This window comes from Acinetobacter sp. LUNF3 (genome assembly GCF_022699605.1).
In the GTDB taxonomy this organism is placed as follows: domain Bacteria; phylum Pseudomonadota; class Gammaproteobacteria; order Pseudomonadales; family Moraxellaceae; genus Acinetobacter; species Acinetobacter johnsonii.
Genome location: NZ_CP093968.1, coordinates 1583603 through 1598056, shown reverse-complemented (window position 1 = coordinate 1598056; position 14454 = coordinate 1583603). Strand labels below are relative to the sequence as shown.

Here is a 14454-nt window from a genome sequence, read left to right as displayed (position 1 = left end):
ATTGCGGACTCCTTAAATATGAATGGCACGTTGCATTGCAGATAAAACTGACTCATGCATCGCTTCAGACAAAGTAGGATGAGGGAAAATGACCTGCGCTAAGCTTTCATCCGTCGCTTCTAGGTATTTTGCGATGGCAAAACCCTGAATATGTTCGGTAACTTCATGTCCAACCATGTGAGCACCTAACAATTCACCCGTTTCCTGACTAAAAATAGTTTTAATGAATCCTGCGCTATCACCCAAAGCCAATGCCTTACCATTGGCTTGCAAAGGAAACTTACCCACATTGATATTCAAGCCCGCAGCTTTCGCTTTCTGTTCTGTCAAACCAATACTGGCCACTTGCGGATGGGTAAAAATACAGCCCGGAATTTGTGTACGATCTAAAGCATGTACATGATCTAAACCTGCAATTTTCTCCACACAAAGAATAGCCTCGTGACTGGCCTTGTGTGCCAAACACGGTGCGCCTGCAACATCGCCAATTGCATATACGCCCACAATATTAGTTTTGCACCATGAGTCGACTTTAATAAAACCATTCTCAAATTCAACTCCCAAAGCTTCTAGGCCAAGATTTTCAGCATTCGGTTTCACGCCAATAGCTGAAAGCACCTTTTCAACAGTAATGATTTGCACACCTGTGGCAGTTTCAATATGACAATGTACTTGAGCCTGATCAGTTTCTATTTTTTTTACAGTCGCTTCGGTTAAAACCTGCATACCCTGCTGTTCAAATTGCTTTTGTACATACTTCGCAACTTCAATGTCTTCGCTAGGGAGAATCTGCTTTGCAATATCAACCAAGGTAACTTGGCAGCCTAAGTCTTGGTATAGGCTTGCAAACTCACTGCCTATAGCCCCCGAACCAATGACCAGTAAAGATTTTGGTAATTGTTCCGGAACTAAAGCCTCTTTATAACTCCAGACCTGATGGCCATCTACAGGAATATGAGGCAAATTGGCCGCACGTGCACCTGTTGCGACAATAATATGCGGTGCAGAAATCTGCTGTTTTTGACCATTCGCATCTGTAAGCTCTAATTGCTCTTTGGCAATAAACTGGGCTGCCGCGTTAAAAACAGTGATTTGATTTTTTTTCAATAATTGACCGATACCTTGCACGAGTTGCTCAGAAACCTGTCTGCTATGATGGACCAGTTTTTGAATGTCAAAATCAATCGCGTTAAGAGTAAAGCCAAACTGCCCTGCATGTTTGAACTGCTGTGCAAGCGCAGCCCCGCTCAATAATGCCTTGGTTGGAATGCATCCCCAATTAAGACACACTCCGCCTAAGTGTTGTTTTTCAACGATTGCAGTTTTTAATCCCAGTTGCGCTGCGCGAATCGCAGCGACATATCCTCCAGGACCAGCACCAATAACCACAAGACCAAATTGTGTATCTGACATGACTATTCCTCCTACACCAAAATTAATGCAGGATTTTCGACAAACTGCTTAAATGCCGATAAGAATTGAGCACCCAACGCACCATCAATGACACGATGATCACAAGACAATGTTGCGGTCACCATTTCACGAACAACAATCTCATCATTTTCAACGACAGCACGTTTCTCTGCTGCACCTAAGGCTAGAATTGCACCTTGAGGCGGGTTAATAATGGCATCAAACTGTTGAATAGCAAGCATTCCCAAATTGGAAATACTGAAACTACCGCCTTGAAACTCATCAGGTGCTAATTTTCCAGTTTTGGCACGTGTCGCCATATCACGCATATCATTGGAAATTTGCGCCAAAGATTTACGGTTCGCGGCTTTAATAATTGGCGTGATCAGTCCATTTTCGATGGCCACAGCAACCGAAATATCAGCCTGTTCAAACTGTAAAATCTGCTGATTTTCTTCATCAAACTGAACATTGACCTGTGGAACTTTGATCAGTGCGGCAGCAGCAGCTTTAATCAGCATATCGTTAATGGACAGCTTTACTTGCGGTACGGTACTGTTAATTTGCTGACGCAAAGCCTGAACCGACTCAACATTTAAGTCTATCGTTAAGCGAAAATGTGGTGCATTACGTTTTGCTGCTTGTAGCCGTGAAGCGATTGCTTTACGCATACCATTCATAGCCACAGTAGTGAATTTTACTGACTCTGTTGGATGCGCATACTCAGTATGTTGAGCTTGTACAGGATTTTCCCGTTGATATACAGCTTCAACATCTTCCTTACAGACTCGTCCACGTGAACCTGATGCACGACAATCATGCAAATTAATGCCCCATTGTTTTGCCAAACGGCGGGCAACAGGTGTCGCTAGAACATAACTGTCATCTGCTTTAGATTTCGCGGCTTTCGTGCTGGCTTGATGACGTACATCTGGCCAAGAACCACCAGCAGCTTGAACTGCGGCCTGAATATCTTGAACACTGATACGGCCTTCACGTCCAGAACCCGTAATCTGAGCCAAGTTTACATTATGCTTTTCAGCCAATTTCAAGGCATGTGGCGTTGCAAAAATATCATCGCTTTGTTGGTAGTCTTGTAACTCATCAGGAATAGAATATCCGCCCTGAGTCACCGCTTTTGATCCATTACCAACACTGTTCTGTTTAGGAGCAGCTTGTACTTTGGTTTCAACTTGAGCCACATCGACTTTTTCAGGAACCGCTGCTACCGCTTTATTTTCAGTTACAGCAGGTGTTCCACCTAAAGACTGTGCAAATGCTTCAACTTCTGCATCGGAAACTTGAGCGTCTGCACAAATTGCAATGACTCCTCCTACGACAAGGGTATCACCATCTTTAGCAATAATTTTTCGTAGCAAGCCATCGAAAGGCGCTTCTAGAACATTGACGATTTTTGTGGTTTCAATTTCACAAATTTCCTGTCCTTTACTAAATTGGGTACCTTCCTGAATCAGCCATTGGGCAATCGTGCCCTCTTCCATGGACAAACCCCATTTTGGGATTTCTAAAGTTTTAATTTCGCTCATCCTAAGCCTCCAACGTCTTGCGTACAGCCTGTTCGATGCGTTCTACACTTGGTAGCCATTCTTTTTCTAATACTGGTGAAAATGGTACGGGTGAGTGTGGTGGAGTGACTAACTCGATTGGTGCTTTAAGATAATGAAAGCCCTTCTGTGCAATGAGGGCAGCCACATCATGTCCGAAACCACAACGCGCTGCTGATTCATCCACAATAACTACGCGACCTGTTGAAGCCACTGACTCTAAAATGCCATCTTCGTCTAATGGAGAAATGGTTCGAGGGTCAACCACTTCAACCGAAATGCCTTCTTTTGCGAGCTTGTCAGCAACTTCATTGGCACGATGCACCATCAGGCTTAAGGCAATAATGGTGATATCAGTACCTTCACGTGTGTAATTTGCGACACCAAAAGGAATAGTGTAGGCCTCATCTGGTACTTCGCCCTTAATGTCGTACAATAACTTGTGTTCACAAAAGACTACTGGGTCATCATCTCGAATGGCTTGAATCAATAACCCTTTCACATCATAGGCGCTCGAAGGCACCACCACTTTTAAGCCAGGTACTGAGGCAAACACGTTATATGGCGACTGAGAATGCTGTGCCGCGGCAGAAAAACCTGCACCGATCATGCCTCGTACAACGAGTGGCGCTTTGGCTTTGCCGCCAAACATGTAGCGAAATTTAGCTGCTTGGTTATACAGCATGTCATAACACACGCCGTAAAAATCCATAAACATTAAATCTGCCACAGGTCTTAAACCCGTTGCAGCAGCACCTGCCGCCATACCAATAATCGCTGATTCTGTAATTGGAGTATCAATGACTCGTTCAGAACCAAATTCAGTCCATAAACCTTTGGTTACACCAAGTACACCGCCAAAACCTTCCAGTTTATTGTCATCGGTATTTTTGCCACCATGCCCACCACGAACATCTTCACCGACCACAATGACACTTGGGTCTCGGTGCATTTCTAATTCAATTGCTTCTTTAATTGCGTTTCGATAACTTTTATTTGGCATTGTTCTACTATTCCTTTAGTAAGAGACGTAAACATCAGTAAGTAACTGAGAGGCTTCTGGGTACTTAGCTGCGCGTGCTTTTGCAACGGCATCGTCTACATTGGCTTTAGACTGAGCGTCAATCGCATCGAGCTTGGCTTCGTCAATTTTATCTTTGACTTTTTCGCAGAATATTTTCAATGGATCTTTATGTTCTTTGACATAATCCAGTTCTTCTTTAGAACGGATAAGCCCTGGATCACCTTCAAAATGTCCATAAAATCGGTTGGTTACCGTTTCAATCACACTCGGACCTTCACCACGGCGGGCACGTTCAATGGCTTTTTGTGCAACTTCATACACAGCAAAAAAGTCTGTTCCATCTACTTTTTCAGCGGGTAAGCCAAAACCTGCTGCTCGGCCTGCAATATCTTTACTGCCTACGGCATAATCATGTGCAGTACCTTCACCAAAACCGTTATTTTCAAAAACAAAAATGACAGGAAGCTTTAACACAACAGCCATATTAATGGCTTCAAAAGTTAAGCCCTGATTTGAACCGCCATCACCGGTAAAAGATAGACCAATCCCACCATTTTTGAGTGTTTTAGCACTTAAAGCTGCCCCAATAGCCAAAGGTGGACCACCACCCACAATACCGTTTGCACCGAGCATGCCTTTATCTAAGTCCGCAATGTGCATTGAGCCGCCCTTACCACGACACAAACCATCATCTTTGCCAAAAATTTCTAGCATCATGGCGTGAATGTCACAGCCCTTAGCAATACAATGTCCATGCCCACGGTGTGTTGATGTAATGAAGTCCTTATCTGTTAAATTTTCACAAATCCCTACTGCAACAGCTTCCTCACCGCTATAGAGATGGATGAAACCAGGAATATCACCTGTATTGTTTTCATCGTGAAGTCGATCCTCAAATTCACGAATGTCGCGCATTCTTTTGTATGCTGCTAGCAATTGCTCTTCCGTTAATTGCATATCTTTGTTCCTTATTCACTACGCTTAAAAGAAAATCCAAAATTGAATAATTGGATTTTTAAATCGTATATTTATATAAGAATATTTTTACTTAATTTCATATTAGACTAAAAAAATATAATGCATGAAAAGATGAGATAAATATTAAAAACAGAAGGTTATGAAATTAAAAATTTTTGTAAAATTTTAAAATAGTTCAATCACATATAAAAACAAACCTTTAACCAACCTTTGTTTTATATGATAAGTTTTTTGCCCTGTTTTAATATTATTAATGCAGTTAAAGCAGCTTATTTAATATCAGGGTCTATATTAATTATTTTAAACGACGGAGTGTTTGAAATGGATTTAAATAACACAGTATTAACAGGAAAGAAGTTACGTGGCGCTGAAAAAATGGCGCGTATTCCAATTAAAGTTGTTCCAACGGAAACGACACCGAAAAAGCCAGAATGGATTCGGACTAAAATTAGTCAACCCGAGGAAGTCCAAATCATTAAGGATTTATTAAGGCAACAAAAACTATATACGGTTTGTGAAGAAGCGGCCTGCCCTAATTTGCCTCAATGCTTTAGCGGTGGAACTGCAACGTTTATGATCATGGGAGATATTTGTACTCGCCGCTGTCCATTCTGTGATGTCGCACATGGTCGTCCTAATATCCTAGATCCTAATGAGCCAAAGCATCTGGCTGAAACAGTCAAGAATCTAAACTTAAAGTATGTCGTGATTACTTCTGTTGATCGAGACGACTTAAAAGATGGTGGCGCACAGCATTTTGCAGATTGCATTCGAGAAATTCGTCAAACCAGTCCAGAAACTCTGATAGAAATTTTGGTTCCTGATTTTCGTGGTCGCGCAGATATTGCACTTAAAATTCTGAGCAAAAATCCACCTGATGTCTTTAATCACAATATTGAAACCGTGCCACGCCTGTATAAAGCCATGCGACCAGGCGCTGACTATCAGCATTCATTGAATTTACTTAAGAAATTTAAACACTACTGTCCAGATATCTCAACCAAATGTGGTTTGATGGTGGGTTTAGGAGAGATTGAAGCTGAGGTTATTGCATTATTAAATGATTTGAAAGATTATCAAATTGATTATGTCACAATCGGCCAATACCTACAGCCATCCAAATCACATGCGCCAATTCATCGTTTTGTTACGTTGCAAGAGTTTAAGCATTATCAAACTCATGGAGAGTGCTTGGCGTTTAAAAACATTTGGAGTGCGCCATTAGTGAGATCAAGTTATTTTGCTGACCGTCAGTATTATGGCGAGTCTGTACCTGCCCCATATATACGTGAATGACTTTTCATTATTTACATGCTTCATTGATAAATATGACAGTTACGTTTATTAACATTTCAGATGGAAATAGTCATTTTCAGCCTATAAGAACACTTTTAAAGTATTCTAAAGGTACAGAAAGCTAAATTGATATGGTTTAATAAACCAAAGAAAAACAATTTTAAGCCTGAGCAAGAAAATCGCATGAATGACTATCATCTGAAAACTGATTTATAACGTTTAAAAATATTACAGTCTCATCATAAAGGAATATGATATGAACCTGTTCAATACACCACCTGCAAAAAAGCTGCAAACAACCCATTTAATTAATCAAACTACTGTGCATGCTGCTCCTGTTTTAGCATTGCCTCAAGAGGATCAAACGTCTTTATTCCGCCGCTCTATTCAACATAATTATGCAGATTTACTCAAAATAGCGGATGATTCAGATATGGCGATTGGTCTCACAGATCATCAAGGTACTCTCTTATGGACATGGAGTAGTTCTGTAATGCTTTCTTCTGCCGAACAGGTTCATTTTATTGAGGGTGGGCATTGGTCTACACAGGCTGTTGGGACCAATGCGATAGGTATGACGTTGAACAGCCAAATATCAAGTTGTGTCTATTCTCATGAAAACCAAATGGACAGTGTTCGAGATTGGGTTTGTTATGCCGCGCCGATCTGGGATCCGACATCAGGGCAATTTCATGGCATTATTAACCTTTCCACAAAATATAAAAAACATACTCCTTTGGGGCTGCTTGCAGTTGAACGCTGTGCGGATTTAATACAACGAGCCATAAAGTTTGAACAGCAGAATTTTTTATACATTAAGGCGCTAGGCTCGCCTTGGGTTCAATTTAATGGGCATACCTTGAACTTGAGTCACCGTCAAATTGAAATACTTTGCATTTTAGCTTTGCACCCCCATGGCATTGGTTTAGAAGAGTTACACTATGCCCTTTATGGTGAGCGTAGTGTCAGCTTAAAAACCCTAAAGGCTGAGCTTTCACAACTTCGTAGCCTATTACCTCATTCAATTGAGCCTCGGATTTATAGGCTTAGCTGTGAAGTCCAATGTGATTTTTTAAGTGCTGAACAATCATTAAATGCAAATCTTATTTCCAGTACATTCTCGCTATATAAAGGTAGCTTTCTCTCTAAATCAGAAAGCCCTTTACTCAGCACTTGGAGACATTGTTTTGATGCCCGTTTAAGCCAGTTGATCTATCAAATAAAGGATATCGATCAGTTATTAAGAATTATTGGGCAAACACATGACCGAATTGATGCGGTACAGCGTTTATTAGAGTTATTACCACAGGACAGTATCCACCGTAATTATTTTTCAAATCTGATTTAGATTTGATCTGTTGCTTCAATTCTGCCTTGTTGCATAAATAGTTAAAAATATGATTTTATTATATTTATTTTTTATTAAAATTTGGTAAACCCATTAAAAATCAGTATCTTGCAAAATATTTATGCAACAAAGCCTATAGCCTGACCATTTTTTTCATAGTGTCCTGCCTAAATGGTCAAAATAGCTTCAATATTAAGTTTTTAATCACTAGATGGCTGAATAACCTTGTGAACGATATGTTCATGTGTCGGTACGAGGCCGGCTTTTAAGCCAAGTGGTTTAAACACCTTATCTAATACGACCTGAGTCAGTTGACCTTTATCCTGTTCAATGTCGGTTAAAGTACGCCGACTGATTCCAACCATTGCTGCATATTTTTCTTGAGATAGCCCCAATACATTTTTGCGCAAGTGGCTCAGAAGTTGCCCCAAGGTAATTTTACCGAATAAATATTGGGTATATAAACCAATAAGCAATTGTTGACGGTCAAGTGGCTGATTTTCCTTTTTCATAATAGCTCCCATCGACTCAATTTGGCTTCAATGAAGTCATATCCTAGACCTGGCATATCTATAATTGTTTGGGGAACACCTTTATTGATTAATTGCTGCTTGAGACCAATAAGTTTGCTCGCCAATGTTTTCAATGTATTTAAAGAGATATGTGGTTCACACCAGTGTGCAAGATTTTGTGTAATACCTTCCCAGCGGTATTCCCCTCCTTCTTCATACGGGCTTCCCCATGTTGTTGATCTTGTCACAACTTCTGGATCGGCTTTCATCGGGGCAAAATCATAAATTGGAGCAAGAAATATTCGTCCTGATTTTTTTAGGAATGACGTATTACGACCATGATTATCTGAGTTACCAAAAATGATATTCAGTAGATCCCTTTGTAACCACTCACAAACGAACTGCGAAGAATCAAAGTTTTTGTCCACTGATTTTAATAAGGAACAAAGCGCGTCTATGACTTTAAAATGATTCAAATGGCTCCCTGATGTTTTATTCAATATGGAATAAACTGACTCAAGCCCAAGTCGATGCCATTGTTGATTACCCCACTCTGTGTCAAATCTCGGCAACCATAACGAAGGGTATTTCTGACCTTCAATCAGTTTCATCTGAGAAGTTTCAATTGTTGTAAATCCAAGTTCATTCAGGACATGATAAAAATGATATTCTGCTCTCAATATGTCGCAATCTATTGCACTACGCTTATTTCGAGGGAATTTAACTAGATAGTGCTGATCCGGTTCATCAAAAGAATTTTGATAGGTATCAATCCAAACTTGCTGATCCTTTGAGACGCGAATCAGTAGTTTTGGAGCCTCACCTCCTGCTCCAGTTGCACCACCACTAATTGCACCCATTTGTTGTGCGTATTCGAGAAAATCAACATTTCGTTCTGTAACATCACCAGTAGTGAACTTGCGTAAGTGCAATGTTGATTCTGAATTGATTGGTGGAACTGATTCCTTAACTCTTAGATTCCCTACAGGAGCAATTGTACCTTTTGCCAATAAAGTAAAATCTTGTTCTGCTGATGAGAGTTTTTGCAAACCTAGATATTGAACCAAATAACGTCGAGCAGCACCAGATGGAACAATATCATCTAAAAAACTAAACCAGACTTTCGATTCATGTTGAATAAGAATTTGAATAGGAAGTGCTAAGCTACATGCATGTTCATCTCTCTTATCTAGATAAGAAATGGCATATTCTAATTCGTAGGCTAACTCACACGCACTTGCAGAACCTTTATGTGGTTCTAATATTTTAAGTTCTGCTATATCTAGCCATTCTGTATCGAGAAGAGCTTGAATCGTTAATTTTTCCATAAATATTAATGAACAAATATTTTCTCAAAAATACCATAAAACTAAAAAAATGAGAATATATTTGCGCATTCACATAATAATTTAAATTAAATGCGCAAATATTTGCTCAATCAATAGCTAAAACTTCTTTCCATACTACAAATATAGAGCTCCTCCATATCTGTAAGCAATTACCGAGCTACTTTTAAATGCAATACACCTAAAGCTAGATGTTATGATTAAGCACTGTTTATTATCTAATTTTCTCATGACGAATACATTTTCTGACAACAATCAAATTGAAGTAGTTTCTTCTTTTTCTGAACTTGTAAATTCCAAATTTCAAGGAGAAATGAATGCACTTTGCTGGCATAGAAATTTGGTTGGGGATTTTAAAGAAATTGTAGTTAAACTTGAATTAAAAGAAAAGATTACAGAAGTTTCGATTGAAGATCTTTTAGCATTACAACTTTCAGAAAAAGGAAATTTAGCAAGGGAAATCATTTTAAAAGATATACAGCTCTTAACTGATTTCGGTGCATCTCCTGCTCTTAATTTACTAAAATGTTATGAGCGAGATGACGAGCTAGACTTTATTTCCACAGATGTATATTCGTTTCATGTTGATCGCTCACCGATTGAAACAGATACTTTCCTCTGCACTTATCACGGCGCTGCAAGTGATATCGTACCCAATGATCAGGTGGAGCAAAAGATTCTAATTCCCGAGATCAGAGAAAAACTTAAAAAATTACATGATGGCCCTGAAGCTGAATTTGAAACCTTTCTAGAAGAATATTTTTTTGATCTGCATTATCAGCCTAAACTGAATGCAAAACCTGTGAATTTAGGCTTAGGCCATCTTTGTCGTTTGGCGGTAGATCATCCTATGCAAAAAGTCTTGCCTTGTGTACATAGAGCACCCGTTGAAAAGGATGGCGAATATAGATTACTGTTGATTTGTTAAACATTTATTCGATACAGAGTCGATGAATTTAATCTATTTATAGACGCTAAAAAAGCACCTTAAATTTTAAGGTGCTTAGCTGAAAAGCGTTACTATGCGATTTCACCGTTATTGGGTTTAGTAATCCCAAAAAATGCGTTGGATTTCCTTGGCATCTTTTGTTTTTGTTAAAGCAAGTGCAGCCAGTAATTTAGCTTTTTGCGGGTTAAGATCATGTGCGACGACCCAACCATATTTGTCATCTGGTTGTTCTGCATTTCTAAGAACAAAACCTTGAGGTACGCGAGATGAACGAATAATTTGCACACCTTGTTTTTGTAAGTCAGTTAAAGTTGGGACAATATAATTGGCTACCGAGCCATTCCCTGTACCTGCATGAATAATAGCCTTTGCCCCTGCTTTAGCATAAGCCGTGTATGCATCTGGCAACATATTGCCTGAACCATAAACAATTTGTACCAGCGGTAAACTATCACCTTTAATATTTTCAATATTAAATTCGGAGCTCTTATTATAACGTTTCGCCGTGTTTCTGAACCAATATGGTTTTCCTTCAACTAAGGTTCCAAGCGCACCCCATTGGCTCATAAATGCATTGGTATGGATATTAATTGTTTTTGAAACATCTCGTGCTGCAAAAATGTCGTCATTCATGAGTACAAAAGTTCCTTTACCTTTTGCACTATCGTCGGCCGCAAGTGCAACCGCGCTATAAAGGTTCAACGGGCCATCAGCAGAAAGTGCAGTACTTGGACGCATTGACCCGACCAATACAATCGGCTTATCTGAATGAATCACTAAATTTAAAAAGAAAGCTGTTTCTTCTAGTGTGTCTGTTCCATGGGTAATCACGACACCATTCACATCAGGCTTTTTAAGTAAGTCATTGATTTGACGTGCAAGGGATAATAATTCTTTATCCGTAATGCTTTCTGATGCAACTTGCATTGCCTGCACACCAGTCACATTGGCAAGGTTTTGAATCTGGGGAACCGCATTTAATAATGCATCCACAGGGACTTTTGCCGCAGTATAGGTTGCACTGTTGGTAGAGCTTGCTCCAGCACCTGCAATCGTTCCACCAGTAGCGACAACAACGACATTATTTTTGGCAAATGCTGCACATGGGAGTAATAGGCTTAAACTGAGTGTTAAAGCTGAAATCGTTTTTTTCATAGGTCATCCTTTTTGAGTCATTTTATTCTTAGCATTTTTCATACCATAGTAAAATTACTGGAAAAAGATAGGATTGTATAGATGTAGAAATTGTATTTTTGGGCCATCACATTTCTTATCTTAAATACAAATAAGCAGCTACAACATGAATGATCTGACCTATGCAATCATCCAATCACTATGAATGGGTGATATTTCCGCCCACTTTCGACTAGCTCAAGTGGGGGTATTCTAAAAGCAAAGGCTCTTAGGTGACTTCCTCACGGATTTCGCTTGCTTTCTACTTCATAGGTCGACCTTTAATGTATCTTCTTTCCACAGACAAAACGGTACATCCTACCGCTAAAATGTTGCGAGAAGCGTTTATATCCGCATTCTCGCTAAAGCCACACTCAACACAGTTAAAGTTTGCCTGTATGCCTTTATTTAAAACTATTTATTAGAAGTTCACAGTCCATGAAAATTGTGCTGTACGTGGTGTGCCCAGAAATAAATAGTCATCCCCGAAGAAGCTTCCTGCATCTCGCCAATATTTTTTATTGAACAAATTATCAACATTAAGACGAAGCATATTGTCATAACCATAAGCACGGAAGTTATAGGCTGCACCCGAATCGAATACGGTATAGCCTGAAACTTTAACCGTACCCGTTTTGTTAGCATATTTACTACTACTGTATTGCATACCTGCGAGTAGACGTAAACCTTCTACTTGAGGCATTTGATAAGACACATGACTAGCAAAACGAACCGTCGGTACGTTTTGAGTTTGATGCCCTTTATAAGCATCTACCTGTATATCTTCCAAACGTGAACGGGTCATTGCCAAACTTGATGTAATATCCAGATTTTCAGCAACGCGACCTTGCAAGCCCAATTCTAAACCTAGATTATGCTGTTCACCATCGGTGACATAGTAATTATCTAAGTTGGTATATTGATGGTCTTGTGTTAAGTCAAACAATGCGGCAGTAAACAGTAGCTCTTGCCATTGTTGTTTAAGACCTAACTCATATTGAGTTGAGCGTCTTGGTGCTAAGGTAACATAAGCGTTATCTGTATATGCAGGCGCTTGACTGCCGTCGCTGATTCCTTTGGTATAAGAAGCATACAGATGAGTGTTCTGCCAAGGCTGATACATTAACGCAAGTTGTGGCAAGAAGCGATTAAAGTCGGTGTCACGGATACTATTGCCATCCGCAGCATAGGCACTTTCATTTAAATTTAAAATCTTACCGCCCAACAAAACTGACCAAGCATCATTAAATTCGATTTGATCCAACACATTGAGAGCCGTTTGTTGACTATCCAAAGATTTGTAATGATTACCTAAGGCTTTATTCGTAGGCGTATAGCTAATAGGATCATCATAAATATTTCCTGTAGATTCAGAGTCCTTAACTACTGGTAAGTATATAGCATCATATTGAGTATGGCGTTTATAAGCATGGGATAGCTCTAAACTCAGGTTATGTTGCCATGCTCCAGTGTTAAACTTTCCGTTTAAGCCTGTTTTAAATTGATTGGTTAAATAGCTATCATCTGGGCTGCGGAAGTCATAAATGTCATAGTTCCCATTTTGGTCAAAACTATTACCTAGACCAGAAGTTTGACACACACTGCTGTAACACCCCCAAGCAAAGGCTGAGTAATCATCTACAACTACACGACTTTGTGAAGCAGACAGATTGCCGCTCCAGTTATCATTGATTTGATAGCTGTATTTCAGCCTCGTATTTAGACTTTCATTTGTGACAGGTTTGCTCCAGCTTTGATAGCCCAGTAAACGATCCCATTTCACTCCTGTCGGTACAGTTTTACCATCAAGTAGCTGATAACCTGGTACCGAGCGCTGTTTTTGATGCTGTGATTCAGTATCAAATTCAAGTTTTGAACGATCTGAAATTTTCCAGTCTAAAGCCAAGGAACCAAACAAACGTTTTCCATCGGCATGTTCAACATAGGGGTGAATGTCTTCATAAGCTGCATTCACGCGATAACCAAATTGTTGATTGTCTCCAAACCATCCACCAAGGTCAGTCGCCACACGACTACCGCCATGACTGTCTGCTTCAAGGGTTAAAGATTGGACATCTTGGGGGCGTTTGCTCACATAGTTCACCACACCGCCCGGCGTTGACATCCCACTTTGAATCGCACTCATGCCTTTTAGGATTTCAACTTGCTCTTTATTTTCAAGCGCTACATTTTGCTCACCGCGTAGCAAATTACCGTTCAGTAAATAACTTGATCCCGCATTTAAGCTAAATCCACGCATCACAAAGTTGGCATAGTAACCAATGGGTGCATAGCCATCCCCAACGGACGCATCGTTCTTTACCACATCGCCCAGTGTTTTCGCATGTTGATCTGCGATCAGTTCAGCAGTAACAGTGTGAATAGATGCAGGAATGGCTGCAAGGTTTTGCTGGCCAAACCCAGACAAATTAACTTTGGGTTGATAATAAGCCAATTCCTCAGTCTGAGCAGTGGTTGTAATGGTTGCGAGTTGTTCCACATCACTCTCTTCTGCCGCATGTACCCATACCGAGTTCAGCCCTAGACATGAAAATGAACCAACCGCCAATAATGCTTTTTGTAAACGAGAAAATGGATACGTTTTCACTGTCGTTGCTAACCCCAAAAGATAAATTTACAGCCTGAATTTTGCGGCATGAGTATTCACAATTTTTGTAGAATGAACAAGCACATTATTCAACATATCTCAGCTTTTTTTAAATTATCTGGCGATAGCTTTAAGTGTGAAGATTTAGAAGTTAAGTTTATAGTTTAACCACCTACTTTTAAATTATAACTTAGATCTGCGTTCCATATCTTCAGTCGTATTTGATACAGCATATGGTATTG

The 14454-nt window shown here is 39.8% G+C and carries 11 protein-coding genes and 1 pseudogene; 3 read left to right on the top strand and 9 right to left on the bottom strand.

The annotated features are described in order from the left end of the window. Window positions 1-12: 12 nt before the first annotated feature. The 4 genes from lpdA to MN200_RS07790 are packed head-to-tail and all read right to left on the bottom strand — an operon-like array spanning window position 13 to window position 4959. Window positions 13-1413 (bottom strand): dihydrolipoyl dehydrogenase, encoded by a 1401-nt coding sequence (gene lpdA / locus MN200_RS07805; protein ID WP_058869606.1) that lies wholly within the window; start codon window positions 1411-1413, stop codon window positions 13-15. A gap of 11 nt (window positions 1414-1424) precedes the next feature. Continuing rightward, a complete protein-coding gene (locus MN200_RS07800) occupies window positions 1425-2960 on the bottom strand; it encodes a 2-oxo acid dehydrogenase subunit E2 (RefSeq protein ID WP_058869605.1) in 1536 nt (511 codons plus the stop codon). A 1-nt stretch (window position 2961) separates the two neighbouring features. Next, window positions 2962-3981: an alpha-ketoacid dehydrogenase subunit beta gene (locus MN200_RS07795; RefSeq protein ID WP_004812188.1), complete on the bottom strand. Its 1020-nt coding sequence runs from the start codon at window positions 3979-3981 to the stop codon at window positions 2962-2964. Between the two features lie 15 nt (window positions 3982-3996). Beyond that, a complete protein-coding gene (locus tag MN200_RS07790) occupies window positions 3997-4959 on the bottom strand; it encodes a thiamine pyrophosphate-dependent dehydrogenase E1 component subunit alpha (RefSeq protein ID WP_058869604.1) in 963 nt (320 codons plus the stop codon). Window positions 4960-5301: 342 nt separating this feature from the next. Here MN200_RS07790 and lipA point away from each other — a divergent pair, with 342 nt between their 5' ends. Both lipA and MN200_RS07780 read left to right on the top strand, forming a co-directional pair. Further along, window positions 5302-6276, top strand: coding sequence for a lipoyl synthase (gene lipA, locus MN200_RS07785; RefSeq protein ID WP_058869603.1), 975 nt, complete (start codon window positions 5302-5304; stop codon window positions 6274-6276). Between the two features lie 256 nt (window positions 6277-6532). Further along, complete coding sequence (locus MN200_RS07780) at window positions 6533-7624, top strand: transcriptional regulator (RefSeq protein WP_058869602.1); 1092 nt, start codon at window positions 6533-6535, stop codon at window positions 7622-7624. A gap of 200 nt (window positions 7625-7824) precedes the next feature. On the opposite strand, the gene MN200_RS07775 is transcribed toward MN200_RS07780, so the two are convergent. Next, entirely contained in the window at window positions 7825-8136 is a 312-nt protein-coding gene (locus tag MN200_RS07775) for a helix-turn-helix transcriptional regulator (RefSeq protein WP_058869601.1), read from the bottom strand. Continuing rightward, complete coding sequence (locus MN200_RS07770; protein ID WP_058869600.1) at window positions 8133-9464, bottom strand: HipA domain-containing protein; 1332 nt, start codon at window positions 9462-9464, stop codon at window positions 8133-8135. Before MN200_RS07770 ends, MN200_RS07775 begins: the two co-directional genes overlap by 4 nt. Before the next feature lie 247 nt (window positions 9465-9711). Between MN200_RS07770 and MN200_RS07765 the strand changes: the two genes are divergently transcribed. After that, entirely contained in the window at window positions 9712-10410 is a 699-nt protein-coding gene (locus MN200_RS07765) for a DUF1826 domain-containing protein (RefSeq protein WP_058869599.1), read from the top strand. A gap of 117 nt (window positions 10411-10527) precedes the next feature. Here MN200_RS07765 and MN200_RS07760 read toward each other — a convergent pair whose 3' ends face one another. The 3 genes and pseudogenes from MN200_RS07760 to MN200_RS07750 all read right to left on the bottom strand — a co-directional run bounded on the left by MN200_RS07760 (window position 10528) and on the right by MN200_RS07750 (window position 14212). Further along, on the bottom strand, window positions 10528-11586 hold the full coding sequence (locus MN200_RS07760) for an asparaginase (RefSeq protein ID WP_058869598.1): 1059 nt from the start codon (window positions 11584-11586) through the stop codon (window positions 10528-10530). A gap of 280 nt (window positions 11587-11866) precedes the next feature. After that, window positions 11867-12013: pseudogene (locus tag MN200_RS07755) on the bottom strand (zinc ribbon domain-containing protein); the annotation flags it as partial. 12 nt (window positions 12014-12025) lie between these two features. Continuing rightward, on the bottom strand, window positions 12026-14212 hold the full coding sequence (locus MN200_RS07750) for a TonB-dependent siderophore receptor (protein WP_242760486.1): 2187 nt from the start codon (window positions 14210-14212) through the stop codon (window positions 12026-12028). Window positions 14213-14454 lie beyond the last annotated feature (242 nt).

Excerpts from the sequence above, each read along its gene's own strand:
- lpdA (WP_058869606.1), bottom strand. The coding sequence starts at position 1,413 with ATGTCAGATACACAATTTGGTCTTGTGGTTATTGGTGCTGGTCCTGGA.
- MN200_RS07800 (WP_058869605.1), bottom strand. The coding sequence starts at position 2,960 with ATGAGCGAAATTAAAACTTTAGAAATCCCAAAATGGGGTTTGTCCATG.
- MN200_RS07795 (WP_004812188.1), bottom strand. The coding sequence starts at position 3,981 with ATGCCAAATAAAAGTTATCGAAACGCAATTAAAGAAGCAATTGAATTA.
- MN200_RS07790 (WP_058869604.1), bottom strand. The coding sequence starts at position 4,959 with ATGCAATTAACGGAAGAGCAATTGCTAGCAGCATACAAAAGAATGCGC.
- lipA (WP_058869603.1), top strand. The coding sequence starts at position 5,302 with ATGGATTTAAATAACACAGTATTAACAGGAAAGAAGTTACGTGGCGCT.
- MN200_RS07780 (WP_058869602.1), top strand. The coding sequence starts at position 6,533 with ATGAACCTGTTCAATACACCACCTGCAAAAAAGCTGCAAACAACCCAT.
- MN200_RS07775 (WP_058869601.1), bottom strand. The coding sequence starts at position 8,136 with ATGAAAAAGGAAAATCAGCCACTTGACCGTCAACAATTGCTTATTGGT.
- MN200_RS07770 (WP_058869600.1), bottom strand. The coding sequence starts at position 9,464 with ATGGAAAAATTAACGATTCAAGCTCTTCTCGATACAGAATGGCTAGAT.
- MN200_RS07765 (WP_058869599.1), top strand. The coding sequence starts at position 9,712 with ATGACGAATACATTTTCTGACAACAATCAAATTGAAGTAGTTTCTTCT.
- MN200_RS07760 (WP_058869598.1), bottom strand. The coding sequence starts at position 11,586 with ATGAAAAAAACGATTTCAGCTTTAACACTCAGTTTAAGCCTATTACTC.